Origin of the sequence: Methylobacterium sp. J-072 (assembly GCF_022829425.1) — a bacterium.
Classification (GTDB): Bacteria; Pseudomonadota; Alphaproteobacteria; order Rhizobiales; family Beijerinckiaceae; genus Methylobacterium.
Window position 1 is genome coordinate 20,883 of sequence record NZ_JAKSYK010000165.1, and the last position, 24,227, is coordinate 45,109.

Annotated in this window: 24 protein-coding genes; 15 read left to right on the forward strand and 9 right to left on the reverse strand. The window is 70.0% G+C overall.

All coding sequences use genetic code 11. The annotated features are described in order from the left end of the window. Nucleotides 1–4: 4 nt before the first annotated feature. From groL to MKK67_RS18740, 6 genes are all read right to left on the reverse strand, one after another. Nucleotides 5–1,627, reverse strand: coding sequence for a chaperonin GroEL (gene groL, locus MKK67_RS18715; protein WP_243967753.1), 1,623 nt, complete (start codon nucleotides 1,625–1,627; stop codon nucleotides 5–7). Nucleotides 1,628–1,662: 35 nt separating this feature from the next. After that, entirely contained in the window at nucleotides 1,663–1,953 is a 291-nt protein-coding gene (gene groES, locus MKK67_RS18720; protein ID WP_243967762.1) for a co-chaperone GroES, read from the reverse strand. Between the two features lie 434 nt (nucleotides 1,954–2,387). After that, nucleotides 2,388–2,660 (reverse strand): usg protein, encoded by a 273-nt coding sequence (locus tag MKK67_RS18725; protein WP_243967764.1) that lies wholly within the window; start codon nucleotides 2,658–2,660, stop codon nucleotides 2,388–2,390. 137 nt (nucleotides 2,661–2,797) lie between these two features. Beyond that, the gene (locus MKK67_RS18730) at nucleotides 2,798–3,619 is read right to left on the reverse strand and encodes an ABC transporter ATP-binding protein (protein WP_243967774.1); all 822 of its coding nucleotides are present in this window, start codon (nucleotides 3,617–3,619) and stop codon (nucleotides 2,798–2,800) included. Between the two features lie 3 nt (nucleotides 3,620–3,622). After that, nucleotides 3,623–4,345: an ABC transporter permease gene (locus MKK67_RS18735; RefSeq protein ID WP_243968007.1), complete on the reverse strand. Its 723-nt coding sequence runs from the start codon at nucleotides 4,343–4,345 to the stop codon at nucleotides 3,623–3,625. 53 nt (nucleotides 4,346–4,398) lie between these two features. Beyond that, nucleotides 4,399–5,442: an ABC transporter substrate-binding protein gene (locus MKK67_RS18740; protein ID WP_243967785.1), complete on the reverse strand. Its 1,044-nt coding sequence runs from the start codon at nucleotides 5,440–5,442 to the stop codon at nucleotides 4,399–4,401. A gap of 523 nt (nucleotides 5,443–5,965) precedes the next feature. On the opposite strand from MKK67_RS18740, the gene serA reads away from it, so the two are divergent. From serA to MKK67_RS18755, 3 genes are all read left to right on the forward strand, one after another. Beyond that, nucleotides 5,966–7,264, forward strand: coding sequence for a phosphoglycerate dehydrogenase (gene serA / locus MKK67_RS18745; protein ID WP_243967794.1), 1,299 nt, complete (start codon nucleotides 5,966–5,968; stop codon nucleotides 7,262–7,264). A gap of 139 nt (nucleotides 7,265–7,403) precedes the next feature. Continuing rightward, nucleotides 7,404–8,459 (forward strand): catalase family peroxidase, encoded by a 1,056-nt coding sequence (locus MKK67_RS18750; RefSeq protein WP_243967796.1) that lies wholly within the window; start codon nucleotides 7,404–7,406, stop codon nucleotides 8,457–8,459. Next, nucleotides 8,456–9,016, forward strand: a complete 561-nt coding sequence (locus MKK67_RS18755) for a cytochrome b (protein ID WP_243967799.1) — start codon at nucleotides 8,456–8,458, stop codon at nucleotides 9,014–9,016. The genes MKK67_RS18750 and MKK67_RS18755 overlap by 4 nt, the downstream gene beginning before the upstream one ends. Before the next feature lie 91 nt (nucleotides 9,017–9,107). Here the strand turns inward: MKK67_RS18755 and MKK67_RS18760 are convergent, their stop codons facing one another. After that, nucleotides 9,108–9,485 (reverse strand): PH domain-containing protein, encoded by a 378-nt coding sequence (locus tag MKK67_RS18760; protein ID WP_243967801.1) that lies wholly within the window; start codon nucleotides 9,483–9,485, stop codon nucleotides 9,108–9,110. 134 nt (nucleotides 9,486–9,619) lie between these two features. On the opposite strand from MKK67_RS18760, the gene MKK67_RS18765 reads away from it, so the two are divergent. Further along, nucleotides 9,620–9,997 (forward strand): hypothetical protein, encoded by a 378-nt coding sequence (locus MKK67_RS18765; RefSeq protein ID WP_243967810.1) that lies wholly within the window; start codon nucleotides 9,620–9,622, stop codon nucleotides 9,995–9,997. A gap of 76 nt (nucleotides 9,998–10,073) precedes the next feature. On the opposite strand, the gene MKK67_RS18770 is transcribed toward MKK67_RS18765, so the two are convergent. Then, nucleotides 10,074–10,937: a helix-turn-helix domain-containing protein gene (locus tag MKK67_RS18770; RefSeq protein WP_243967819.1), complete on the reverse strand. Its 864-nt coding sequence runs from the start codon at nucleotides 10,935–10,937 to the stop codon at nucleotides 10,074–10,076. Nucleotides 10,938–11,069: 132 nt separating this feature from the next. On the opposite strand from MKK67_RS18770, the gene pobA reads away from it, so the two are divergent. From pobA to MKK67_RS18825, 11 genes are all read left to right on the forward strand, one after another. Beyond that, entirely contained in the window at nucleotides 11,070–12,278 is a 1,209-nt protein-coding gene (pobA, locus tag MKK67_RS18775) for a 4-hydroxybenzoate 3-monooxygenase (protein WP_243967827.1), read from the forward strand. Then, nucleotides 12,275–13,660, forward strand: coding sequence for an MFS transporter (locus MKK67_RS18780; RefSeq protein WP_243967829.1), 1,386 nt, complete (start codon nucleotides 12,275–12,277; stop codon nucleotides 13,658–13,660). Before pobA ends, MKK67_RS18780 begins: the two co-directional genes overlap by 4 nt. A gap of 47 nt (nucleotides 13,661–13,707) precedes the next feature. Next, nucleotides 13,708–14,415: a protocatechuate 3,4-dioxygenase subunit beta gene (gene pcaH / locus MKK67_RS18785; RefSeq protein WP_243967837.1), complete on the forward strand. Its 708-nt coding sequence runs from the start codon at nucleotides 13,708–13,710 to the stop codon at nucleotides 14,413–14,415. Nucleotide 14,416: 1 nt separating this feature from the next. Next, entirely contained in the window at nucleotides 14,417–15,130 is a 714-nt protein-coding gene (pcaG, locus tag MKK67_RS18790) for a protocatechuate 3,4-dioxygenase subunit alpha (RefSeq protein WP_243967846.1), read from the forward strand. Then, nucleotides 15,127–16,506 carry a lyase family protein gene (locus MKK67_RS18795; protein WP_243967848.1) on the forward strand — a complete coding sequence of 460 codons (1,380 nt, stop codon included), beginning with the start codon at nucleotides 15,127–15,129 and terminating at the stop codon, nucleotides 16,504–16,506. The genes pcaG and MKK67_RS18795 overlap by 4 nt, the downstream gene beginning before the upstream one ends. Continuing rightward, a complete protein-coding gene (pcaD, locus tag MKK67_RS18800; protein ID WP_243967859.1) occupies nucleotides 16,497–17,690 on the forward strand; it encodes a 3-oxoadipate enol-lactonase in 1,194 nt (397 codons plus the stop codon). The genes MKK67_RS18795 and pcaD overlap by 10 nt, the downstream gene beginning before the upstream one ends. Before the next feature lie 162 nt (nucleotides 17,691–17,852). Next, on the forward strand, nucleotides 17,853–18,455 hold the full coding sequence (locus tag MKK67_RS18805; protein ID WP_243967861.1) for a TetR/AcrR family transcriptional regulator: 603 nt from the start codon (nucleotides 17,853–17,855) through the stop codon (nucleotides 18,453–18,455). Between the two features lie 133 nt (nucleotides 18,456–18,588). Then, complete coding sequence (locus MKK67_RS18810; RefSeq protein WP_243967863.1) at nucleotides 18,589–18,822, forward strand: hypothetical protein; 234 nt, start codon at nucleotides 18,589–18,591, stop codon at nucleotides 18,820–18,822. A gap of 78 nt (nucleotides 18,823–18,900) precedes the next feature. Next, nucleotides 18,901–19,584 carry a type 1 glutamine amidotransferase domain-containing protein gene (locus MKK67_RS18815; RefSeq protein ID WP_243967871.1) on the forward strand — a complete coding sequence of 228 codons (684 nt, stop codon included), beginning with the start codon at nucleotides 18,901–18,903 and terminating at the stop codon, nucleotides 19,582–19,584. Between the two features lie 135 nt (nucleotides 19,585–19,719). Then, complete coding sequence (locus MKK67_RS18820) at nucleotides 19,720–21,129, forward strand: amidase (protein WP_243967873.1); 1,410 nt, start codon at nucleotides 19,720–19,722, stop codon at nucleotides 21,127–21,129. 171 nt (nucleotides 21,130–21,300) lie between these two features. After that, the gene (locus MKK67_RS18825) at nucleotides 21,301–21,735 is read left to right on the forward strand and encodes a tautomerase family protein (RefSeq protein ID WP_243967875.1); all 435 of its coding nucleotides are present in this window, start codon (nucleotides 21,301–21,303) and stop codon (nucleotides 21,733–21,735) included. A 272-nt stretch (nucleotides 21,736–22,007) separates the two neighbouring features. Here MKK67_RS18825 and paoC read toward each other — a convergent pair whose 3' ends face one another. Beyond that, nucleotides 22,008–24,227, reverse strand: a complete 2,220-nt coding sequence (gene paoC, locus MKK67_RS18830) for an aldehyde oxidoreductase molybdenum-binding subunit PaoC (protein ID WP_243967877.1) — start codon at nucleotides 24,225–24,227, stop codon at nucleotides 22,008–22,010.

Sequence of the window (24,227 nt, forward strand, 5' to 3'; positions counted from 1 at the left end):
GGGATCAGAAATCCGCCCCCGCCGGGGTTGGGAGCGGTGACTTCTCCCTCGGGCGCTCGGTGATGAGGGCTTCCGTGGTGACCAATAGGCCCGCCACCGAAGCGGCGTCCTGCAGGGCGGTGCGCACCACCTTGGCCGGATCGACGATGCCGGCCTCGATCAGGTCGCCGTAGACCTCGGTCTGCGCATCGAACCCGTAGGTGTCGGAGCCGCTCTCGATGACCTTCGCGACCACGATCGAACCCTCGACGCCGGCATTGGCCGCGATTTGGCGGATGGGCGCTTCGAGGGCCTTGAGCACGATGGCGATGCCCGCCTTCACGTCGGCATTGTCGGTCTTGATGGCGGAGACCACCACCTTGGCGCGCAGCAACGCGGTGCCGCCGCCCGGGACGATGCCCTCCTCGATCGCCGCCCGGGTGGCGTTCAGCGCGTCGTCGACCCGGTCCTTCTTCTCCTTCACCTCGACTTCGGTGGCGCCGCCGACGCGGATCACCGCGACGCCGCCCGCGAGCTTGGCCAGGCGCTCCTGCAGCTTCTCGCGGTCATAGTCCGAAGTGGTCTCCTCGATCTGCGCCTTGATCTGCGCGATACGCCCGGCAATCTCCGCCTTGTCGCCGGCACCGTCGACGATCGTGGTGCTCTCCTTCTCGATGCGGACCCGCTTGGCCTGCCCGAGTTGGGGCAGCGTCACGTTCTCGAGCTTGATGCCCAGATCCTCCGAGATGGTCTGGCCCTTGGTGAGGATCGCGATGTCCTCCAGGATCGCCTTGCGGCGATCGCCGAAGCCCGGCGCCTTCACGGCCGCGACCTTCAGGCCGCCGCGCAGCCGGTTCACCACCAGCGTCGCCAGAGCCTCGCCCTCGATATCCTCGGCGATGATCAGCAGCGGCCGGCCGGACTGCACGACCGCTTCCAGGATCGGGAGCAGCGGTTGCAGGGTGGAGAGCTTCTTCTCGTGGATGAGGATGTAGGGGTCTTCGAGCTCGGCGATCAGCTTCTCCGCGTTTGTGACGAAGTACGGGGAGAGATAGCCGCGATCGAATTGCAGCCCCTCGACCACGTCGAGCTCGGTCTCGGCGGTCTTGGCCTCCTCGACGGTGATCACGCCCTCGTTGCCGACCTTCTGCACCGCCTCGGCGATGAGCCGGCCGATCTCCTTGTCGCCGTTGGCCGAGATCGTGCCGACCTGCGCGATCGCGTCGGAGGACGTCACCTTGCGGGCGCGCTCGGTGATATCCTTCACCGCGGCGGCGGTGGCGAGGTCGATGCCGCGCTTGAGGTCGAGGGGGTTGAAGTTCGCGGCGACCGCCTTGGCGCCCTCGCGGACGATGGCCTGCGCCAGCACGGTCGCGGTGGTCGTGCCGTCGCCGGCCAGATCGTTGGTCTTCGAGGCCACCTCGCGCAGGAGCTGGGCGCCGAGATTCTCGAAGCGGTCCTCCAGCTCGATCTCCTTGGCGACGGTGACGCCGTCCTTGGTGATGCGCGGCGCGCCGAAGCTCTTCTCGATCACGACGTTGCGGCCCTTCGGGCCGAGGGTGACCTTCACGGCATCGGCCAGGATATCGACCCCGCGCAGAAGCCGCTCGCGCGCATCGCCGGAAAACTTCACGTCCTTTGCAGCCATGTCCAATCTCCCAAGTCTAAGGTTGTGAAGCCTGTTCAGGCCGCGATGACGCCGAGGATGTCGGATTCCTTGAGGATCAGGAGGTCTTCACCATCGACCTTGATCTCGGTCCCCGACCATTTGCCGAACAGGACGCGGTCCCCGGCTTTGACATCGAGCGGGGTCACCCGACCGGCTTCGTCACGGGCGCCGGGGCCGACGGCGACGACCTCGCCCTCCTGCGGCTTCTCCTTGGCGGTGTCCGGAATGATGATGCCGCCCTTGGTCTTCTCGTCGCTCTCGACGCGGCGCAGCAGCACGCGATCGTGCAGGGGTCGAAGGGCCATCGGGATCGAATCTCCAGTCTGACGAGCCTCCGGCGCGCCCTGATCCAGGCCCGCCGACACCGAATAAGGTGTCCAGAGACGTTCTTTATGTCAACGGAGATGTTCTTTTAAAAGAACGCGCTTCGGCAGAGTGTTCGAACAGCAGAACCGGTGGGACCGGAAATATTTTCCCGTAGCCGTCCTACCCGTGCACGCGGTTCGTAGGGTGCTTCACACGCGGCTCTCGGAACCTGTTCGACCGCGCGCTCGCTGTAGCCTGACGGTTCTGACCGACGTGTATCCCAATCTTCCCCTCATCCTGAGGTCCTGCGCAGCAGCATCGAAGGAGCCCTCCAGGGATCGCGTGGCTGGCTGGAGGGCTCCTTCGAGGGCTCCGCTGCGCTACGCCACCTCAGGATGAGGTCGAGAGGGGATAGGGTTGGTCAGACAGGCCTTCAGTGAAGCAAAAAGTCCCGGGACACCGCGCGCAGTTCGGCCGGCTTCAGGAGCTGGCAATGCATGACCTTCACGGAATGCACCGGGCCGTCGAGCTGCTCCTGCCAGAAGGCCAGGAACTTCTTCAATTCGGGGAGATGGGGAAACAGATCCAGCTGCTGCCAGACGAAGGTCTGGAGAAGATGCGGATAATCGGGGAGGTGATAAAAAATCTCCGCCGTGGTCAGGCTGTAGCCTTCGATCCAGGAAGGACGCTTTTTCGAGGTCGCCATCACCCAACTCGCTGAAGCCGGTTGACCGAGACGGTAAGCTAACCCGGGCGATTTGCCGCCTCAAGGAAACGGTTCGCCATATTCCCGCGTGTCGACAGATGCTTGTGCCACGGGGAAGGCCCGGCGCACGGCCTCCGTCAGCCGGCGCGGAGTTCCTCGACGATCTCCCGCTTGAGCCGGCCGAAGCGTTCGTCGGTCAGCAGCGCCGCGTAGCGCCGCGACCGGCCGAACGGCACCGGGATCTCCCGGGCGACGCGGCCGGGCCGCGCGCTCAGGACGAGGATGCGGTCGGCCAGGAACAGTGCCTCCTCGATGTCGTGGGTGACGAACAGCACCGTCGCCCCCGTGGCCTCACGGGCGATCAGCAATTGCTCCTGCATCGACAGCCGCGTCTGGGCGTCCAGCGCGCCGAAGGGCTCGTCCATGAGCAGGATGCGCGGTTCCGAGATCCAGGCCCGGGCGATGGCCGCGCGCTGCCGCATGCCGCCGGACAGCTCGTAGGGGGCGTGGTTCTCGAAGCCGTCGAGCCCCATCAGGGCGATCAGGCGGGCCGCCCGGGGGCGGTAGAGCGCGGCCGGCACGCCGGCGAGGCGGGGCGCGAAGGTGATGTTGTCGAACACCGACAGCCAGGGGAACAGCAGCGCCTCCTGGAACACGATGCCTCGGTCCGGGCCGGGCTCCCGGACCGGACCGCCCTCGACGACGATGCGCCCCTCGGTGGGTTGCTCGAAGCCGCAGAGCAGGTCCAGCACGCTGGACTTGCCGCAGCCGCTGGGGCCGAGCAGACAGACGAACTCGCCGTCCCGGATCGCGAAGGAGAGGTGCTCCAGGGCCGCGGTGACGCGCCCCGTCCGCCCATCGACGAATCGCTTCGCCACGTCCTCCACGACGATCAGCGGGTCAGGTAACGGTGGCAGTCGGGTGGCCTGGAGGTCGGGCGGCAGGATGTGCACGGTCACGGATCAGCTCCTGCCGGCCCAGGGCGTGGCCCAGCGCTGAAGCCCGACGAGGGCGAGGTCGAGGGCGTAGCCGGTGGCGCCCAGGAGCACGATGCCGAGCATGACCACGTCGGTGCGCAGGTAGGCGCCGGCATTGACGACCATCCAGCCCAGCCCGGCCTCCGAGGCGATCATCTCGGCCGCGATCAGGGTGGTCCAGCCGATGCCGAAGGCGAGCCGCACCGTTACGAACAGGTCGGGCAGGATCGCCGGCAGGATCACGAACCGGAACATCGTGAATCCGCGCGCACCGAGTGCGCGCGCCGCCCGCAATTGCTGCCGCCGCACCTGGCTCACGGCGGCGGCTGCCCCGACGACGATGGTCAGGACGGTGGACAGGTAGATCAGCAGGATCTTGGAGGTCTCGCCGATGCCGAACCAGAGGACGACGAGGGGGATCAGGGCGAGCTTCGGCAGCGGGCGCAGGAACTGGACGAACGGGTCGACCAGCGCGCCGAGGACCGGCGACATGCCCATGGCGATGCCGAGCGGCACCCCCGTGACGATCGCGGCCAGGAATCCGGCCAGCGATCGCGCGAGGCTGAGGAGCACATGATCCCAGAGGGGCGTCTGCCGATAGCCGTCGCGCATCAGGTCCGCCGCCGTCGCGAGGATCTCCGAGGGCGGCGGCACGAGCAGCGCATCGACCAGCGACAGGCGGGACGCCGCCTCCCAGACCAGGAGCATGAGCAGCACCGACACCGCACCCAGCAGAGCGCGGTGGGGAAGCGAGAGCCGACTCACGCGGGAAAGGCGCGGTTGAGCAGGTCGTAATTCACGAACGGCCCGAAGGAGGCCGGGATGCCGCCGCGCTTGATCTCGCCGCTCTCCGCCAGGAAGTCGGCGGTGTCCGAGAGTGCCTTGAGGAACGGTGCCGCGCTCGCCTTGGCCGTGCGCCCCCAGTATTTCGGGCCGAGCTGCTCCTGGAAGGTCGGATAGGACAGGCCGACCAGCGTGTCCCGCACGGCCTCGAAGGGCGCGCCGAAATCCTCGGCCAGGGTTCGGGCCACGCCCTCGGGATCCGCCCGGTAGCGGTCGAACTGGGCCTGCACGGTGCGCAGCCAGGTGACCACGGTCTCGGGGTAGCGCTGGGCGAAATCCGTCCGCACCACCGCCGAGTTCCAGAAGAAGAAGCCGTGCGGCTGGAGATCGCCGGAGACCAGGAGCTGCCTCCCGCCCGAGCCGAGCAGGTCGCTCCAGAACGGCCCGTTGATGTAGGTGCCGTCGATGTCGCCGCGTTTCCAGGCGGCGATCGTCTCGGGCTGGCCGAGGGGCAGGCGCTTGACCTTCGCGGGATCGAGCCGGTTGATCCGGATCACCGCCTCCAGGGCGAAGGCCATGGTGGAGGACGGCGCCACGGCGATGCGCTTGCCCTCCAGCTGCTTGACCGCCGTGATCTCGGGCCTGACCACGAGGCGCTCGCTGGTCGCCACCACCTCGGGCGAGCCGAGGATCTGGATCGGCAGCCCGCGCGAGATACCCGCGGCGATCGGGGTGCTGCCGAAGATCGCGAAGTCGAGCTTCCCGGCCGCGAGCAGCTGCAGCGCCGGCCCGCCCGACGGAAACGGAATCCACTCGACCCCCGTGCCGAGGGCGGTCTCGAACGCGCGGTCATGCTTGCCGATCACCCAGGCCCGGGGTGCCGTGAGGTAGCCGATCCGGACCACCGAAGGCTTCGCACCCTGCTGAGCGCCGCCGGTGCCCGGCAGGGCCACGGTCCCGAGCGCGCCCGCGCCGAGCGCCAGCACGCGGCGGCGGGACAGGGTCGTTCGATCGCGTGTCATGGGGAGTGCCTTGGATGCGCAGGCGCGCCTGTCCGTTGAGGCCGTGGTCTCGGACGGCGCGGGAAGAACCGGGATGCCGATGCCCGACCGGCTGCTTTCAGCAATCCCGATCCTGCAATCGGTCGAGCCCGAAGAAAGGGGTCTTGCTGCGGAAGAAAGCGCGAGGAGGCATCGGCGACATTCTCGCCTAACCATCTCCCAGGTCAACAGAATGTGTTCTTCGTATCAAACGGCCAAGCTGAAAATCCCTGCCCCGTCCAGACCTACATTTGGCATGTCCTTCTTCCGGCGCCGCGTTACGGTGCGGGCGCGGATCTGTGCGGTCGTTGAGTCGTCAAAACCCCGTCGATACCTTCACCGCCGGCCGATCTTAGCGAGACCGATCACATCAATGCGATCATACACCTGAGAAGCACAGTGATCCTATAACCGGCCACTGTCGCCTATGGGAAGAAAATTGCCGGCGAAGCCAAGCGCCGGGAACGTGATAATCTGCGCCCTCCCGTCCACTGAGGTACCGGTTTTGCCCACGGATCGTATCGTCCTGACCGAGAATATTGCCGCCACGGCCCGTCAGGTCTTCGCGCAGGCGGGCCTCGACGCTGTGCAGCAGCTGTCGCACGCCATCGGCGTCACCGATGCGCCGCGCATCGCCGATACCAACGTGCTCGGGATCCGCTCGCGGACGAAGATCACCCCCGAGCTTCTCGACGCGTTGCCCAACCTGACCGCCATCGGCTGCTTCAGCGTCGGCACCAATCAGGTCGATCTCGAGAGCGCCCGGGCGCGCGGAGTGCCGGTCTTCAACGCGCCGTTCTCGAACACGCGCAGCGTCGCCGAACTGACGATCGGCGAGATCGTCATGCTGCTCCGGCGCATCCTGCCGCGCTCGGCCTCCGCCCACGAGGGCGGGTGGGACAAATCGGCTTCGGGATCCTTCGAGGTCCGCGGCAAGACCCTGGGGATCGTCGGCTACGGCAATATCGGCTCGCAGCTGTCCAACCTCGCCGAAGCGATGGGCATGCGGGTCATCTTCCACGACCTGACCGACAAGCTGCGGCACGGGAACACCGAGCCCGTGGACAGCCTTGAGATCCTGCTCGCCTCCAGCGATGTCGTCAGCCTGCACGTCCCGGAAACGCCTGCAACGCACGGGCTCATGAGCGCGGAGCGCATCCGGTCGATGAAGCCCGGGGCCTATCTGATCAACAACAGCCGCGGCACGGTGGTGGATCTGGAGGCTCTGGCGCAGGCGTTGCGGGACGGGCGTCTCGGCGGCGCGGCGATCGACGTGTTTCCGGTCGAGCCGAAATCCAATGCGGAGCGCTTCGTGTCGCCGCTTCAGGGTCTGCCGAACGTCATCCTCACCCCGCATATCGGCGGATCGACCGAAGAGGCGCAGGACCGCATCGGCGCGGAGGTCGCTCGCAAGCTGGTCGATTACGCGCAGACCGGCTCCACCCTCGGCGCCGTCAACTTTCCGCAGGTGCAATTGCCGCCGCGCCTGTCCGGCGCGCGCTTCCTCCACGTGCACCGGAACGTGCCGGGCGTGCTCGGCAAGATCAACGCGATCTTCTCGGGCCGCGCGCTCAACATCGATGCGCAGTACCTGCAGACCGATGGGGAATTCGGCTACGTCGTGGTGGACGCGTCGGTGCAGCTGCCGGAGGCGGACGCGGTTCTCCAAGCGCTCCGGAGCATCGACGGCACCGTGCGCGCCCGGCACCTCGCGCAACGGGCCGCATCAGCGGCGCGGGCCAAAACCCGTCTTCCCGCGACCGCGGCCCGTATTCGGCAGCGCGCTGAAGCTTTGCTTTCCTGAATTCAAAATTTCTGGCAGCTTGTGAGGCCTCGAACGCGGGCGGAGCCGGTCTCCGCCGCCATCCGGGACCGGGATCGTTCGTCGCCGCGCCGGAGCCGTCCGCGGCCGCCGCCGCGCGACGTGCAAGGGAGACCTTCACATGCCGCTGCCATCGTCAGGGCCACGCTCGACCCTGGCCTCCCTCGCCGTCATCGCGGCGGTCTGCGCCGGCGCCACCGGCGCGTTCGCCTACACCGCGGGCTGGCTCTCGCCCGACCGCCTGACGCCGACGAAGCTGGTCGACGCGCTCGCTCCACCGACGGGGCCGGTTCCCGGGCACCGGCGCAACCACGCCAAGGGGATCTGCTTCACGGGCGTGTTCGAGGCCAACGGCAACGGCACCGCGCTCTCACGGGCTCGGGCGTTCGAGATCGGGCGCCATCCGGCCCTGGGGCGGTTCAACCTCGGCACGCCCAATCCCGGCGCAGCGGACGCCACCGTCCGGGTGCGCGGCCTGGGCCTGCAGATCGCGACGGACGATGGCGCGGTGTGGCGCGCCGCCATGATCAACGCGCCGGTCTTCCCGGTCGCCACCCCGGAGGCGTTCTTCGAGCTCCTGCGGGTTCCCGCGAGCAAGGAGCCCAACGCCATGGCGGCCTTCGTCGCCGCGCATCCGGACTTCGCCCCGTTCGGCGCCTGGGCCAAGAGCCCCGACTGGACCGCGAGCTACGCGCAGGAGCCCTACAACAGCCTCGACGCCTTCCTGTTCACCAACGCATCCGGGGCCGAGCAGGCGGTGCGCTGGTCGTTCCGCCCGCAGGCGCAGGCCGAGCGGATCACACCCGACGAGCTCGGCAAGCGCGGCGCGGCCTATCTGGAGCGGGAGATCACCGAGCGGGTCGCGGCCGCGCCGCAGCGCTGGAGCCTGATCCTGACCGTCGCAGATCCCGGCGACCCGACCGCGGATCCGAGCCGCGCCTGGCCGGAGGGACGGCGCAGCGTCGAGGCCGGCACCCTGGTGGTCGAGCGCATCGAGCCCGAGGCGGACGGCCCGTGCCGCGACATCAACTTCGATCCGACGATCCTGCCGGACGGCATCCGGGTCTCCGACGACCCGTTCCCGGCGGCGCGCTCGGCAGCCTACGCGCGATCCTACGATCTGCGCACCGCGGAGGCGAAGGATTATTCCAAGCGCACCTCGGAGGCGGGGCGATGACGACCGACCGGACGCGTTTCACAGGCGGCCAGAGGCTCCTGCACTGGTCGATGGCCGTGTGCATCATCGCGATGTTCTTCATCGGGGTCGGCATGGTCTCGACGATTATGCCGACATACGTGCCACTGCTCGCGACCCATAAGACCCTGGGTGTCGCGATCTTCGTCCTCGCCCTGATCCGCCTGGCGGTGCGGGCGCGAAGCGGGACGCCGCCCCTGCCAGCCGACCTGCCGGCCCCGATGAAGCTCGCCGCGCACCTGTCCCATTACGGACTCTACGGGCTGATGTTCGCGATGCCGCTGCTCGGATGGGCGATGCTGTCGGCCGGCGCCTACCCGGTCGTGCTCTACGGCGACATCCGGCTGCCCGCGATCCTACCGCAGAACGCCGCGCTCCATACGCTGCTCTGGAACGCGCATTCCTACCTCGCCTTCGCGTTCTTCGCCCTGGTGCTGACCCATGTCGCGGCGGCGCTGTTCCACGCGCTGGTGCGCCGGGACGGCGTGTTCGAGGCGATGGCCCCCGTCGGATCGCGGAGCGGCACGCCGTCCCGGTGAGCCGGCGTCCATCGGTCGGGACGAGGCTCTAGGCATCGCCTCGAAAGGTGGTTGCCGGCTTTCGGGAAAAAGGCGATGCAGAACCAAAGGTCTAGCGCAGCACGCCTTCCGCCAGGGCGCGCTGGATTTCGCGCACGTCGGCCCCCTTCTTCAGGGTGCGCTCGATCGGCTGGGGCGTGCCCGAGACCCAGATCTTGAGCTCGGCATCGAGGTCGAAGGTGCCGGCCGTCTCCACCGAGAAGCGGACCACCGCCCGGTAGGGAATCGAGGTGAATTCGACCTTGCTGCCGGTGACGCCCTGCACGTCGATCAGGATGATCCGGCGCTCCGTGAACACGAACACGTCCCGGATGATCTTGAACGCCAGGCGCGCCGTCTCGCCGTCGATCAGGATGCCCGCGAGCCGCCGCTCCAGGGATGCGGCGTCGACCTCGCTGCCATGGCCGAGCAATCCGTCCAGCAAACCCATGGCTCGCACGCTCGCTTCGCCTGTTCCGGGGCCGACACCATGCCGTTCGGGTTCCGCGCCGGCAACAGGGCGGCGGTCCGAACCGGCCATCCGACGCGTTGGCGTTTCGGAGGACCGGCGCTAAAGCCCCTGGCATGTTCGATGACGCAGCCGCTCGGCGCTATCTCGCGGGACTGGCCCCGGTGGCTCCTGGCTCGGTACGCTGGCTCATCTATGACCAGGCCCGGCACTGGGTTTCGGTCGTGGACACCGAGATGGCATCGCTGCGGCAGGATTGCGCGCATGTCCTGAGCACTCTGCCGGAGGAGGACCCGAACGCATCCCTGGTCGAGGCGATCCGTGAGTTCCTCGCCGAGGGGCCTGACCGCACTCCGCACGTCATCGCCCTCTCCTGCGCCGTGCTGATGCAGAGCACGGGCGATCTCGATGCGGTCTTCGCTCGGATCCAGTCCGGCGTCATGGCGACCCTTGTCGATGCCGGGGACGTCGTGGTCAGGCCCATCACCGCATGACGCGACGGCGGTGCGTGCCCTGACACGGCCTCGCCACCATGGCGACGGCCGCCTGTTTGGGACCAGCAGCGCAGGCTCACGCGGCGTTGCGGAAGGCCGAGGGGGTCATGCCGACTGCGCGGGCGAAGTATCGGGAGAAATAGGCCGGATCCTGGAAGCCCAGCGCGTAGGCGATCTCGGAGACCGGCAGGGTCGAGTAGCGTAGGCCGCGCTTGGCTTCGAGGACGATCCGGTCCGCGATGAGCTGGCCGGGCGTGGTCTCGGCGACGGACCGGCAGGCGGCGCGCAGCCGGCCCGGCGTGGTGCCGAGCCGGTCGCAGTAGGTTTTGAGGTCGATGCCGGTCCGGAAGCTGTTCTCGACCTCCCTGCGGAAGCGGGCGACGATCCGCGTCTGGGCGGCGAGCTGCGTCGGCGCGCCGCTGCCGGCTTCGTCCATCAGCTGCGCCATCTCGATGAGAAGCAGCGTCAGACGGGCCGCCACGGCCGCGCTCCGGGCCGGTGCCGCCCTGGATTGCTCGGCCCAGAGCGCCTCGATCGCGGCGTCGAGCGGGCACGGCGGCGACAGCGCGAGGCTTCGCACCGAACCGAACACGCCCGACAGGGCCTGCTCCTCGCGCGTCAGCGCGTGGAGGAACGTATCCGAGACGGAAACGACCCGGCCCGCGCTGATCGTCTCGTAGACGAGGCCGTGCACGACGCCGGCCGGGATGATCAGCGCGCAGGGCGCCACGAACGCGGTCGCCTCCCCCTCCGCGGTCACGGTTCCATGCCCGTGCCGGATCAGGAACACCTGGTGCAGGTCCGCATGGGCGTGCGGCGTGATCCGCCACGCCGCAGCCCGACTGCGATCGTCCAGGTCTTCGACGTGCAGGAAGCGATCGTCGGGCGCCTGGGGCGGCTCGCCGTAGAGGAAATAGTGCGGGACGAGGGGTCTCGGCATCGGTGCGTCGGAGGCGGAATCGACACAAAAATACAAGGGAATCGCACGCGTCTCCATCCCCAAGGGCCGCCCGCCGCGGCAGGATGAAGCCGGAGACCGATCCGTCAGAGATCGGCACGAATCGGAGGAAACATGCGAACGCAGGTGGCGATCGTCGGCGCCGGGCCGGCGGGCCTCGTCCTCGCGCATCTCTTGCGGGCGGCGGGCATCGCGAGCGTGGTGATCGAGCGCCGGACGCGCGATTACGTCGAGGGCCGCGTCCGGGCCGGGGTGCTGGAACAGGGCACCGTCGCGGCGCTCGCCCGGCTCGGTCTCGACCGGCGTCTGCGCGCCGAGGGCCTCGTGCATACCGGCACGACTCTCGCCCTGGACGGGGAGACCTTTCGCATCGACATGGCCGATCTCACCGGCGGCGCCGTCACGATCTACGGCCAGCAGGAGGTGATGCGCGATCTGTTCGACGCGGCCGAGACGCACGGGATGCCGATCGTCTTCGAGGCGGCGGATGTGCACCTGCACGACATCAACAGCGCATCCCCGTCCGTCAGCTACCGGACCGCTGCCGGCACGCAGCATCTCGCCTGCGATGTCGTCGCCGGCTGCGACGGCTCCCACGGGATCTGCCGCCAATTCATCCCCGAGGCGATCCGAAAAACCTTCGAGCGGGTCTATCCGTTCGGCTGGCTCGGCATCCTGGCCGAGGTGCCGCCGGCGGCGCACGAGCTGATCTATGCCAGCCATGCCAACGGCTTCGCGCTGTCGAGCATGCGCTCGCCCACGCGCAGCCGCTACTACATCCAGTGCGGGATCGACGCGCGCATCGAGGATTGGCCCGACGCGCGCTTCTGGGACGAGCTGTGCCTGCGCCTCGGGCCCGAGACCGCCGCAGGCGTCGTGCGCTGGCCGGCCTTCGAGAAGAGCATCGCGCCGCTGCGCAGCTTCGTCGGCGAGCCGATGCAATATGGCCGCCTGTTCCTGGCGGGCGATGCCGCCCATAGCGTGCCGCCTACCGGCGCGAAGGGCATGAACCTCGCCGTGTCGGACGTGGTCATGCTGGCCGAAGCCTTGGAGGGCTTTTACGCCCGGAATGAACGATCCGGCCTCGACGGCTACTCGGCGCGGGCGCTGGCCCGGGTCTGGAAGGCCGAGCGCTTCTCCTGGTGGTTCACCGGGCTGACCCACCGCTTCCCCGAGGCGACCGGCTTCGACCGCCGCATGCAGGTGGCCGAATTCGCCTATCTGCGGACTTCGCGCGCGGCCCAGATGGCGTTCGCCGAGAACTACATCGGCCTGCCGATCGATCCGAGCACCGGACGGCTCTCGACGGAGGCACGCCCATGATCCGCGAGCCCATGATCCGCGACATGGCACCGGCCACCGATGTGCCGGCCCTGATCGACGCGAGCCCGGTCTCGGGCCTGCAACGCCTGACCTTCGGCCTGTGCTTCCTGATCGTGCTGCTCGACGGGTTCGACACCGCCGCGATCGGCTACGTCGCGCCCTCGCTCATGGCCGAGTGGGGCGTGCCGCGCGGGGCGCTGGCACCGGTCCTCAGCGCCGCCCTGTTCGGCCTCGCGCTGGGGGCGCTCGCGGCCGGCCCCGTGGCCGACCGCTACGGTCGCAAGGCCGTCCTGGTCGCCGCGGTCGCGGAGCTCGGGGCCGCCTGCCTCGCTTCCGCCTTCGCGACGGACATCACATGGCTCTGCATCCTGCGGTTCCTGACCGGCCTCGGCCTCGGGGCGGCGATGCCGAACGCCGTGACGCTGACCAGCGAGTACGTCCCGGCCCGCCGCCGGGCGCTCCTGATCAACCTGATGTTCTCCGGCTTCCCGCTCGGGGCGGCGTTCGGCGGCTTCCTGGCCGCCTGGATGATCCCGGCCTTCGGCTGGCGCAGCGTCCTGATCCTGGGCGGCGCCGCGCCCCTGCTGCTGGCCCTGCTGCTCGGCGCGCTCCTGCCGGAATCGATCCGCCATCTCGTCGCCCATGGGGCACCGGCGGAGCGCGTGGCGGCGATCCTGCGGCGGGTCGTGCCCGGCGTCGCCCCCGCCGGCCGCTACACCCTCGGCGAAACGACGCCCGGCGGAGCCGCCCCGGACGGGCCGGGCGGTCTGCGCCTCGTCCTCTCGCCGGCCTACGGCCTCGGCTCGGTGATGCTGTGGATCACCTATTTCTGCGGCCTCACGATCTTCTACGCCCTGGTCAACTGGATGCCGATCCTGTTCCGCGAGACCGGTCTCGACCCGCGCTCGGCGGCCCTGATCGCGGCCCTGTTCCCGCTGGGCGGCATCGGCGCCGTCCTGCTGGGCGCGCTGATGGACCGGCTCGACGCCGACATCGTGGTGGCGACGACCTTCGCGCTGACCGCACTCGCGGTCGCGCTGATCGGGCAGGCGGTCGGGCATCTCGCCCTGCTGATCCCGGCGGTGCTGGTCGCCGGCACCCTGATGAACATGGCGCAATCCTCGCTCCCCGCCCTCGCGGCGGCCTTCTACCCGACGCGGGGACGGGCCACCGGCGTGGCCTGGATGCTGGGGCTCGGCCGCTTCGGCGGCATCGCCGGCTCCTTCCTCGTCGGGGGCTTATCCGACTGGAGCCTGAGCGCGACCTTCGCGGTCGTGGCGATCCCGGCCGCGCTCGCCACCCTGGCCATCGTCGTCAAGCGCCTCGCCGGCGGTCGCCCGGGCGGTGCGACCCCCAAGCCGGCAGAAGCGCTCGGCCACTGACCACCATACGTCACCCCTCACGCCACCCGCCGGACAGGAGGATCCTCATGCCGGATGCCAGACCCTACAGAGCCGAGGATCCGGGCCAGCCGCCCTCGCTGTTCCCGCCCTATCGCTCCACGGCGTTGCGCAGCCCGCGCCAGCCGCTGGTGCGCGTGCCGCAAACGCTCACGGAGATCACCGGGCCGGCCGGCGCCTGGGAGGCGCTGATGGGGCCGGCGCTCGCCGACCTCACCCGCCACGCGCGCGGCCCGGGCGAGGCGATCGGGCAGCGGATCATCGTCTCCGGCCGAGTCCTCGACGAGGACGCCCGACCGGTGCCCGACACCGTCGTGGAGATCTGGCAGGCCAACGCCGCCGGGCGCTACATCCACCGCAACGACCAGTGGAACGCCCCCCTCGACCCAAACTTCACCGGCACGGGCCGCGTGGTCACCGACGCGCAGGGCCGCTACCGCTTCACCACGATCCGGCCCGGCGCCTATCCCTGGGGCAACCATCGCAACGCCTGGCGGCCGGCCCATATCCACCTGTCGCTGCTCGGCCCCGCCTTCGCGACCCGCCTGGTGACCCAGCTCTACTTCCCCGACGACCCGCTCATCGAGATCGATCCGATCGCCAACGCCGTGCCGCTGCCCTACCGCAACCGGCTGGTGGCGCGGTTCGACATCGACACGACCGAGCCGAACCACGCCCTCGGCTACGTCTTCGACATCGTTCTGCGCGGGCGCGACGCGACGCCCTGGGAGCCCTGAGATGACCGACGATCCCATCGGCCTGCCCCGCAACCCGGACCCGCGGCCCGACAACCAGGATCCGGCCCTGTTCGGCCAGACGCCCTGGCAGACGGTCGGCCCGTTCTTCCATTACGGCCTGCCCTGGAAGGGCGGCGCCGACCTCGTCGGCGGCAGCGACATCGGTGCGCGCACCGACCTGTTCCCGGAGGAGCACGACATCCTCCATCGCGCGCCGCCGCGCGGGCCGGTGCGCGGGGAGACCATCGCGCTCGTCGGCACGGTGCGCGACGGCGAGGGCCGGCCGGTCCCCGACGCGATGATCGAGATCTGGGGGGCCAACGCCGCCGGGCGCTATCACGGGGCGGCCGACGACCGCGCGGATGTGGCGATCGACCCCGGGTTCATCGGATTCGGCCGGGCGGCGGTCAGCGCCGCGGGCACCTTCCGGTTCCTCACGGTCAGGCCGGGCCCCGTGCCGCTCCAGGTCGGCGGGAACCGCTGGCAGGCCCCCCACATCGCCGTCGGCGTGTTCGGGCGCGGCCTGCTCAAGCGGCTCGTCACGCGCGTCTACTTCGCCGATGCCGACGCGAATGAAGAGGATCCGATCCTCGCTCTCGTTCCCGAGGCGCGTCGGCAGACCCTGGTCGCGCCCCGCGTAGGTGAGGATCCGCCGACCTACCGGTTCGATATCGTCCTGAGCGGCGACGGCGAGACCGTGTTCTTCGACCTATGACCTTCTCAGCCCTCGATTCCGGCCTGCTCGGGCCTCTCTTCGCCACCGCGGCGATGCGCGCCGTGTTCTCCGACGAGGCGCGCCTCGCCGCGATGCTGCGCGCCGAGGCGGCCCTGGCGCGGGCGGAAGCGGAGGCCGGCCTCGTGCCGGCCGCGCTCGCCGACGCCCTCGACGCGCTCACGCCCGCGGCGCTCGACCTGGAGGCCCTCGGCGCCGGCACCGCGCTCGCGGGCGTGCCGGTGATCCCCTTCGTGGCAGCCGTGCGCAAGCTGCTGCCGGTCGATCTGGAAGCGGGCTTCCACAAGGGCGCCACGACCCAGGACATCGCCGACACCGCCCTGGTCCTGCAGATGCGCGACGGCCTCGACCTGATCGCGGCCGAGAGCGCCGCCGTGCTCGCCGGCCTCCGGCGGATCGCGGAGGCGCATCGCGCCACACCCTGCGCCGGGCGCACCTACGGCCAGCACGCAGCGCCGATCAGCTTCGGCTACAAGGCCGCGACCTGGGCACTCGGCCTCGCCGAAGTGTCTTCGTACCTACCGGAGCTCCGCACACGCTTGCTGACCGCCTCGCTCGGCGGCCCGGTCGGCACGCTGGCGGGCCTCGGTGTGCAGGCGGAGATGGTGGCTCTGTCCTACGCCGCGCATCTCGGCCTCGCCCCCGAAACGGTGGCCTGGCACAGCCGCCGCGCCCGCATCGCCGAGGCCGGCGCCTGGCTGGCCCGGCTGCTCGGCAGCCTGGCGAAATTCGCCGGCGACGTGGCCCACCTCGCCTCGACGGAGGTCGGCGAGGTGTCGGAGCCGCATGTGCCGGGCCGGGGCGGCTCCTCGGCGATGCCGCACAAGCGCAATCCGGTCTCCGCCACGGTGATCCTGGCCGCCTTCGGCGCATCCAAGGGCCATGCGGCCACGCTGCTCGACGCGATGGTGAGCGCCCACGAGCGCGCGGCCGGTCCCTGGCATGCCGAGTGGCACGCCCTGCCGCAGCTCTTCGGCCTCGCCTCGGGCGCGCTGCGCGAGGCGCGCGGCCTTGCCGAGGGCCTGGTGATCGCGCCGGACCGCATGGCCGCCAATCTCGACCTCACCCGCGGCCTGCTCTTCGCCGACGCGGCCGCCGCGGCCTGCGCCCGGACGCTCGGCGCCGGGGCGGCCCACGCCCTGGTGGAGCGCGCGGCCGGAGAGGTCCGCGACACCGGCCGCGACCTGCGCAGCGTCCTAGCCGGCATGCCGGAGACGCACGGCGTCGATCTCGACCGCGCCTTCGACATCGACCGTCCGGTCGCGGCCGCCGCCGCGGCGACCGATCGGGCGCTGGCGCAGCTCGACCGGCTCGCCGCCCGCCTCACCCCTTCGACCCCGGAGCCGACATGCCCCTGATCCCCGTCAACGGCCTCGACATCGCCTACGACCTCACCGGCCCAAGCGGCGCGCCGGTGGTCGCCTTCTCGAACTCGCTCGGCACGACCCGGGCAATGTGGGACGGCGTGGCCGCCGCCTTGCGCGGGCGCTACCGGGTGCTGCGCTACGACACACGCGGCCACGGCGCCTCGGCCACCCGCGATGCGCCCGCCGAGATCGCGGACCTCGCAGGCGACCTGTTGGGCCTGCTCGACGGGCTCGGCATCGGCCGCGCTCATCTCGTCGGGCTCTCGCTCGGCGGCATGACGGTGCAGGCCCTGGCCGCCGCGGCGCCGGACCGGGTCGCGAGCCTGACCCTGATGGCGACCGCCGCCTACATGCCGAGCGAGGCGAGCTGGAACGAGCGGGCCGCCGCGGTGCGGGCGCAGGGTACGGCGGCGATCGTCGACGCGACGCTCGGGCGCTGGTTCACCCCCGACTTCGCCGAGCGGGCGCCGGCGGTGGTGGCGCCGATCCGGGAGGCGTTCGCGGCCTGCGACCGGGCCGGCTACGCGGTCGCCTGCGGGGCGATCGGGCGGATGGATCTACGGCCGGTGCTCGGCCGTATCACGGCGCCGACGCTGGTGATCGCCGGGCGGGACGACCCGGCGACGCCGCCGGCGATGGCCGAGGAGATCTGTGCAGGCATCCCCCAGGCGGAGCTGGTGCTGATTCCGCGAGCCGCACACTTGTTGGCGGTCGAGCACCCGGAGGCGGCGGCAGCCCATTTGCTCGGCTTCCTCGACCGCCATCGCACGGCGCCGGCTCCCACAGGCGCGGTGCCATTCGAGACTGGTCTCGCCAACCGTAAGGCCGTCCTCGGCGAGGCGCATGTGGAGCGCTCGCTCGCCGCCGCCGGTGCCTTCGCCGGGCCGTGGCAGGATTTCATCACCCGGACCGCGTGGGGCGAGGTCTGGGGCGACCCGCGCCTGCCCTGGAAGACGCGCTCACTCGTGACCCTGGCGCTGATGGTCGCCCTCGGGCACGAGGAGGAGTTCAAGCTCCATATCCGCCCCGCGCTCGCCAACGGTGTCGATCTGGAGGAGTTGCAGGCGCTGCTCCTGCAGATCGCGATCTACGCCGGCGTACCGGCCGCGAATGGTGCGTTCCGCTGGGTGCGCGACACCCTGGGGGCCGATGCTCGGGAGGTCTCGACGACCTGAGGGGCACGGGACAGGGCGGGCGGACGGCCGCTGCGCGGCGGATCGGTCCGGCGAGCGGACGTGCATCGAACGCGGGGTCACCTGCAGTCCATTTCGGATCGCAGGCCAAAAATATGCGCCCGCCCACTAGACGACCGGTCTAATCGCGTCTATCTCAGCGTCATGGCACGCCTGAACGCACATACCGACACCCGGCAGGAGATCCTCGACACCGCCTATGGTCTGGTGGGGGCGAAGGGGTTTTCCGGCGTGGGGCTCAACGAGATCCTAGCTACGGCCGGGGTGCCGAAGGGGTCATTCTACCACTATTTCGGCTCGAAGGAGGCTTTCGGCGAGGCGCTGCTCGACGACTACTTCGAAACCTATCTGGCCGATCTCGACACGACTCTCGCCGAGCCAGGCCTGAGCCATGCCGAGCGCCTGATGAACTACTGGCGGAAATGGCAGGCGACGCAGGGCAGCGTCGACTACCAGCGCAAGTGCCTGGCGGTGAAGCTTGCCGCGGAAGTCTCGGACCTGTCCGAAACCATGCGCCTCGCCCTCAAGGGCGGGACCGCCGGGATCATCGAGCGGCTGGCCCGGGCGATCGAAGCGGGTGTCGCGGAGGGCTCGCTGACCGTTGCTGGCGAGCCGCATACGACCGCCGAGACGCTCTATCACGTCTGGCTCGGCGCGAGCCTGATGGCGAAGATCGTGCGGACCGACGCACCGTTCGAGGCAGCGATGGCAACGACACGACAGATCCTCGGCCTGTCCTCACGCTGACGCGCGGCCAGACGGAGGCAGCCAGACCCTACACGCTTGTGCTCGAATTAAAGACGACTGGTCTACTCAAAGACGATCAAACACACCTTGCCGAGGCCGGCGAGGAACCGGGAACCCAACGAGGAGAAAGCTCATGCCGTACCGCACGACAACGTTTGCCCTCCCCTCCCTCGGCATCGCCGGGTTGGGGGCGGCCCTGCTCGGGCCCCCAGCTGCCTCGGCGCAGGAGAGGATCACCCTGGAATCCATCGGCGCCGTCCGCATGGCCAGGGCCGAGGAGATCCGCCGCGCGAACCCGGAAATCCGGTCGGTGGCGACGAGGCCGGCACGCGAGCAGATCGCGGAGCGCCCGTCGAAGGCGCAGTAACGCCGCCCCGTCTTTCCACCCACCACCCGACGCCCGTCATCCCAACCCGATCAATCCTGGAAACCACGGAGAGCGACGATGAAGATCCTGATGGTGCTGACCTCCCACGACCGGCTCGGCGACACAGGCCGGAAGACCGGCTTCTGGCTGGAGGAGCTTGCCGCCCCCTACTACATGTTCAAGGATGCCGGTGCGGAGATCGTGCTGGCCTCGCCCCAGGGGGGCCGACCGCCGCTGGACCCGAAAAGCAGCGAGCCGGCCTCCCAGACCGACGCGACGCGCCGGTTCGAGGCGGATGGGGAAGCCCTATCAGCGCTGGCAAACACGACCCGGCTCGATGGCCTCACCCATGAGCCGTTCGACGCCGTGTTCTATCCGGGCGGGCACGGTCCGCTCTGGGACCTCGCCGAGGATCCGGCCTCGATCCGGCTGATCGAGACGACGCTCGGCGCCGGCAAGCCCGTCGCCCTCGTCTGCCATGCTCCCGGTGTCCTCCGCCACGCGAAGGCCCCCGATGGGACGCCCCTCGTCCAGGGCAAGGCGGTGACCGGATTCACGAACACCGAGGAGGAGGCCGTGGGCCTCACCGAGGTGGTTCCCTTCCTGGTCGAGGACGAACTCCGGCGGAACGGCGGCCGGTTCTCCAGGGGCGACGACTGGGCGCCTTATGTGGTCGCCGACGGGCTGCTGATCACCGGCCAGAACCCGGCCTCGTCCGGACCCGCCGCAGAGCGTCTCCTCGCGCATCGCGCGAACGGCTGACCACCTCCGAGCCGTCCCGTCTCCAAGCCTTTTTCCCAAGCCGTCCCCGAGCACCTCCGCCCGCGCCTCCGTGCGGCTGGAGACCGGCCCCGGGTCGGTGCGCCCCCCGAAACGCATCGCGAAGGACACCGACCCATGGCCACCGACATCCTCTTCTCGGACGCGACCCGACTCGCCGAACTGATCCGCACCCGCCAGGTCTCGCCGGTGGAGGTGGTGCAGGCGCATCTCGACCGCATCGCGGCGGTCGATCCCAAGGTCAACGCCATCGTCACCGTGGCGGAGCGGGCACTCGACGATGCCCGCGCGGCCGAGGCCGCGGTTCTGGCCGGCGGCGCGCTCGGGCCCCTGCACGGGGTGCCGTTCACCGTGAAGGATTCCATCGACACCGCCGGCGTCCCGACCCAGCGCGGATCACCGATCTTCAAGGGGCGCGTCCCCGAGGCGGATGCCACGAGCGTCGCCCGCCTGAAGGAGGCCGGGGCGATCCTGCTGGCGAAGACGAACCTGCCGGAATTCTCCTACTGGATCGAGAGCGACAACCTGCTCTCGGGCCGGTCGAACAACCCGTGGGACCTGGAGCGGACGCCCGGCGGATCGAGCGGTGGGGAATCGGCGGCCATCGCGGCGGGCATGTCGCCGCTCGGTCTCGGGACCGACCTCGCCATCTCGGTCCGGGGTCCGGCCGCGCAGACCGGCATCGTCTCGCTCAAGGCGACCCATGGCCGGGTGCCGATGACGGGAATCTGGCCCCGCGCGCCGCGTCGGTTCTGGCATGTCGGCCCAATGGCGCGCTCGATCCGCGACCTCGCGCTGGCCTTCTCGCTCCTGTCCGGCCCGGACGGCGAAGACGGCTACGCCTCCCGCACCGTCGCCGCCGATGCCGGTCTGGGCTCCGCGCCCGGCCGTCCGCTGCGGGTGGGCTGGCTGGTCGAGCCCGGCTTCGGCCCGATCGATCCCGAGGTCGCCGCGACCGTCCAGGCGGCGGCAGAGGCCCTCAAGGGCGCGGGCTGCCTCGTGGAGGCCGTGCGCATCCCGGCGCTGGAGCGCGATTTCGCCCTCGACGTGTTCAACAAGCTCCACGTCATGGAGATGAAGCCGGCCTTCCGGGAAGCGACCGCCGGTCGAGGCCGGGACGAGCTCTACACGATGGCCAAGACCATGCTCGCGCTCCCCGACACGTCGATGGACGACTACATCGCGGCCGAACAGGCGGCGGAGCGGCTGCGGGACGGCTACGCCGCGTACTTCCGGCGCTACGACGCGCTGATCACGCCGGTGCTGCCCATCCCGGCCCACAAGCACGGCGTCACCACGTTCGTCATCAACGGCCAGACCGTCGACGCCACCTACCTCCAGGGCGCGACCGTGCCGCTGAACGTCACCGGCCTGCCCGGCCTGTCGATGCGGTTCGGGACGAGCGATGAGGGACTGCCGATCAACGTCCAGTTCGTGGCCAGCTGGCAGGCCGAGTCGACGATCCTGCAGGTCGCCGCGCTGCTTGAGACGTTGAGCCCGGTTCGCGACCTGCATCCGAGCCTTTAGGCGGCCCTTTGCGGGGATGCCGGGAGCCGGTGTCGGCCCGGCATGGAACGGTGCCGGGCGCTCCGACCTTGGTTCCACCGGTCGGTGGGCTTCGCGGAGGCTGAGGGCCGGCTTGGACGCGTGAGGCGCACCGGCCGTCACGCCGAGCGCCCAAGGACAGGGAGAACGCCGATGCCGACCTATGTCATCTCGACCGCGAAGGAGCTCACGGCCGAACAGCGCGCCGGGATCGTCGCCAGCATCACGGCGATCCATGCGGTCGAGGCGACCGCGCCGCGCTACTTCGTGCAGGTCATCTTCAACAGGGTCGAGCCTGGGTCGATCTTCATCGGCGGCGAGCCGGCCTCTCCCGATCACGTCTGGGTGCGCGCCGATATCCGGGCAGGCCGAACCCGGGAGCAGAAGGCCAGGATGCTCCGGCGCATCATGGCGGAGACGAGCGGGATCCTCGGCATCTCGGACCAGGACGTCTGGGTCTACATCTCGGACATCCCGGCGCTGGGCGTCCTGGAGTTCGGCCACGTCCTGCCGGAACCAGGTGAGGAAGACGCGTGGCTCGCCGCGTTACCCAGCGCTCTGCGTGAGAAGCTCAGGCAGGCGGCCTGATCTGCAACCGTGCCGGCCCTACCGTCTCGTCGACGCGACTGCCATAACTGAAGCGGTCTCATAGGCCCGCTCCGGGGGCCCCTGGAGCGAGGGCCGAACCCGGCGATCGGCATGATGAGCGGCGGCGCGGCACGCCGGTCGCATCGATCCCGGGGCAGAAGATCGGGCTGCGAAGAGCCTGAAATGGAAATGGGTCGCCTCGCAAGGCGGCGACCCATCCCATCCGAGCAGCGACGTGTCAGATTCGGAACCGACCCGGCAGCCGGCCCCGCTCAAGCCGCGTCCGGCATGCGTTCGAGGAACTTGTCCAGGGTAAGCGGATAGTCCCGCACGCGGATCCCGGTGGCATTGTAGACCGCGTTCGCCACCGCCGCGCCGACGCCACAGATGCCGAGCTCGCCCACGCCTTTGGCCTTCATCGGCGACGACATCGGGTCGACCTCGTCGAGGAAGATCACCTCCTGGTGCGGGATGTCGGCATGGACCGGCACCTCGTAGCCGGCGAGGTCGTGGTTGGCGAAGAAGCCGCGCTTCGTGTCGACGGCAAGCTCCTCCATCAGGGCTGCCCCGGTGCCCATGGTCATGCCGCCGATGACCTGGCTGCGGGCCGATTTCGGGTTGAGGATGCGCCCGGCCGCACAGACCGCCAGCATGCGCCGCACCCGGATCTCGGCCGTATCCGCATCGACCCCGACCTCGACGAAGTGGGCGCCGAAGGTCGATTGCTGCTGCTTCTTGGAGAGGTCGCCGAACTCGATGGTGTCCTCGGCGGACAGGGCGCCCTGGGCGGCAGCCTCGCCGAGGGGCACGGCACGGTTCCCGGCGCGCACCTCGCCATCGGCGAATACCGCATCCGCCGAGTTGATGCCGAGCCGCTGCGCCACCGCCTCCCGGAGCTTCACGCAGGCGGCGTAGACGCCGGCCGTCGACGAGTTGGCCCCGAACTGCCCGCCCGATCCCGATGAGACCGGGAAGGCCGAGTCGCCCAGCCGCACCACGATCTTGTCGAGGGGCAGGCCCATCATCTCGGCGGCGGTCTGGGCGATGATGGTGTAGCTGCCGGTGCCGATATCGGTCATGTCGGTCTCGACCGTCACCGTGCCGGAACCGTCCAGGCGCACCCGCGCGCCGGATTTCAAGACCATGTTGTTGCGGAAGGCGGCGGCCATCCCGATGCCGACGAGCCACTGACCGTCCCGGACCTGGCCGGGCCTCGGGTTGCGCTTGGCCCAGCCGAACGTGTCCGCGCCGAGCCTGAGGCACCCGACGAGGTCGCGGTGGGAGAACGGGCGCTCCGGCGCCTGCGGATCGACCTGGGTGTCGTTGCGGATCCGGAACGCGACCGGGTCGAGACCCAGCTTCTCCGCCATCTCGTCCATGGCGACCTCGAGCACCATCAGGCCGGGCGCTTCTCCGGGCGCGCGCATCGCATTGCCCTCGGGCAGGTCGAGATGGGCGAGCTTCATCGCGGTCAGGCGGTTGGCGCCGGCATACAGGAGCTTGGTCTGGCTCACCGCCGTCTCCGGATCGCCATCGGGGAGGTTCCCGGAGGTGCTCTCGTGCGCGATGGCCGTGATCGTGCCGTCCTTGGTCGCGCCGATGCGCACGCGCTGGATCGTGGCGGGTCGGTGCGTGGTGTTGTTGGCGATCAGCGGGCGGGTCAGCGCCACCTTCACCGGACGCCCGGCCGCCTTGGCGCCGAGCGCGGCGAGAACCGCATCGGCGCGCACGAACAGCTTGCCGCCGAAACCGCCGCCCACGTAGGGCGAATCGATCCGGACGTTCTCCTTGGGGATCCCCAGGATCTTGGCGATGCTGCCGTGGCCCCAGGCGATCATCTGGTTCGAGGTCCAGAGCGTGAGCTTGTCGCCGTCCCAGGCCGCCACGGTGGCGTGGGGCTCCATCATCGCGTGGCTCTCGTCGGCGGTGCTGTAGGTCTCGTCGAGGGTGACCGGCGCCTGCGCGAAGGCGCCCTCGAAGTCGCCGACCCGCTCCTCGCCGTCGCCGCCGCTGCCCTCGCCGCTGTCGCTCGGGACGGGCGGCGCGCCCTTCGCCTCAACCGCGAGGTCGAACTTGCCGGCCTCGGCGGCGTAGTCGACCTTGACCAGGAAAGCGGCCGCCCGCGCCTGCTCGAAGGTCTCAGCCACCACCACCGCGATGGCCTGATGGTAGTGCTGGATCGCGTCGCCGCCGAACAGGTAGGCGGTGTTCATCATGCCGCGCTCGAGCCGCGGGGTCTCCAGGGTGGTGACGACGGCCAGCACGCCGGGGGCGCGCTTCGCGTCCTCGACGTGGATCGCACGGACGCGCCCCTTGCTGATGCCGGCGCCGAGCACGTAGCCGTAGGCCTGGTTCGGCACGACGTCGTGGCGCTCGTAGGCGTAGGGCGCGGTGCCGGTGGTCTTGTACTTGCCGTCGATCCGGTCGGTCGGCTTGCCCACGACCTTGAGCTGGTCGATGGGGTTCTGGCCGGCGGGGGTGTCGAACTTCAT

Excerpts from the sequence above, each read along its gene's own strand:
- groL (WP_243967753.1), bottom strand. The coding sequence starts at position 1,627 with ATGGCTGCAAAGGACGTGAAGTTTTCCGGCGATGCGCGCGAGCGGCTT.
- groES (WP_243967762.1), bottom strand. The coding sequence starts at position 1,953 with ATGGCCCTTCGACCCCTGCACGATCGCGTGCTGCTGCGCCGCGTCGAG.
- MKK67_RS18725 (WP_243967764.1), bottom strand. The coding sequence starts at position 2,660 with ATGGCGACCTCGAAAAAGCGTCCTTCCTGGATCGAAGGCTACAGCCTG.
- MKK67_RS18735 (WP_243968007.1), bottom strand. The coding sequence starts at position 4,345 with ATGCTCCTGGTCTGGGAGGCGGCGTCCCGCCTGTCGCTGGTCGATGCG.
- MKK67_RS18740 (WP_243967785.1), bottom strand. The coding sequence starts at position 5,442 with ATGACACGCGATCGAACGACCCTGTCCCGCCGCCGCGTGCTGGCGCTC.
- MKK67_RS18750 (WP_243967796.1), top strand. The coding sequence starts at position 7,404 with ATGCCGCTGCCATCGTCAGGGCCACGCTCGACCCTGGCCTCCCTCGCC.
- MKK67_RS18755 (WP_243967799.1), top strand. The coding sequence starts at position 8,456 with ATGACGACCGACCGGACGCGTTTCACAGGCGGCCAGAGGCTCCTGCAC.
- MKK67_RS18760 (WP_243967801.1), bottom strand. The coding sequence starts at position 9,485 with ATGGGTTTGCTGGACGGATTGCTCGGCCATGGCAGCGAGGTCGACGCC.
- MKK67_RS18765 (WP_243967810.1), top strand. The coding sequence starts at position 9,620 with ATGTTCGATGACGCAGCCGCTCGGCGCTATCTCGCGGGACTGGCCCCG.
- MKK67_RS18770 (WP_243967819.1), bottom strand. The coding sequence starts at position 10,937 with ATGCCGAGACCCCTCGTCCCGCACTATTTCCTCTACGGCGAGCCGCCC.
- pobA (WP_243967827.1), top strand. The coding sequence starts at position 11,070 with ATGCGAACGCAGGTGGCGATCGTCGGCGCCGGGCCGGCGGGCCTCGTC.
- MKK67_RS18780 (WP_243967829.1), top strand. The coding sequence starts at position 12,275 with ATGATCCGCGAGCCCATGATCCGCGACATGGCACCGGCCACCGATGTG.
- pcaH (WP_243967837.1), top strand. The coding sequence starts at position 13,708 with ATGCCGGATGCCAGACCCTACAGAGCCGAGGATCCGGGCCAGCCGCCC.
- pcaG (WP_243967846.1), top strand. The coding sequence starts at position 14,417 with ATGACCGACGATCCCATCGGCCTGCCCCGCAACCCGGACCCGCGGCCC.
- MKK67_RS18795 (WP_243967848.1), top strand. The coding sequence starts at position 15,127 with ATGACCTTCTCAGCCCTCGATTCCGGCCTGCTCGGGCCTCTCTTCGCC.
- pcaD (WP_243967859.1), top strand. The coding sequence starts at position 16,497 with ATGCCCCTGATCCCCGTCAACGGCCTCGACATCGCCTACGACCTCACC.
- MKK67_RS18805 (WP_243967861.1), top strand. The coding sequence starts at position 17,853 with ATGGCACGCCTGAACGCACATACCGACACCCGGCAGGAGATCCTCGAC.
- MKK67_RS18810 (WP_243967863.1), top strand. The coding sequence starts at position 18,589 with ATGCCGTACCGCACGACAACGTTTGCCCTCCCCTCCCTCGGCATCGCC.
- MKK67_RS18815 (WP_243967871.1), top strand. The coding sequence starts at position 18,901 with ATGAAGATCCTGATGGTGCTGACCTCCCACGACCGGCTCGGCGACACA.
- MKK67_RS18820 (WP_243967873.1), top strand. The coding sequence starts at position 19,720 with ATGGCCACCGACATCCTCTTCTCGGACGCGACCCGACTCGCCGAACTG.
- MKK67_RS18825 (WP_243967875.1), top strand. The coding sequence starts at position 21,301 with ATGCCGACCTATGTCATCTCGACCGCGAAGGAGCTCACGGCCGAACAG.
- paoC (WP_243967877.1), bottom strand. The coding sequence starts at position 24,227 with ATGAAGTTCGACACCCCCGCCGGCCAGAACCCCATCGACCAGCTCAAG.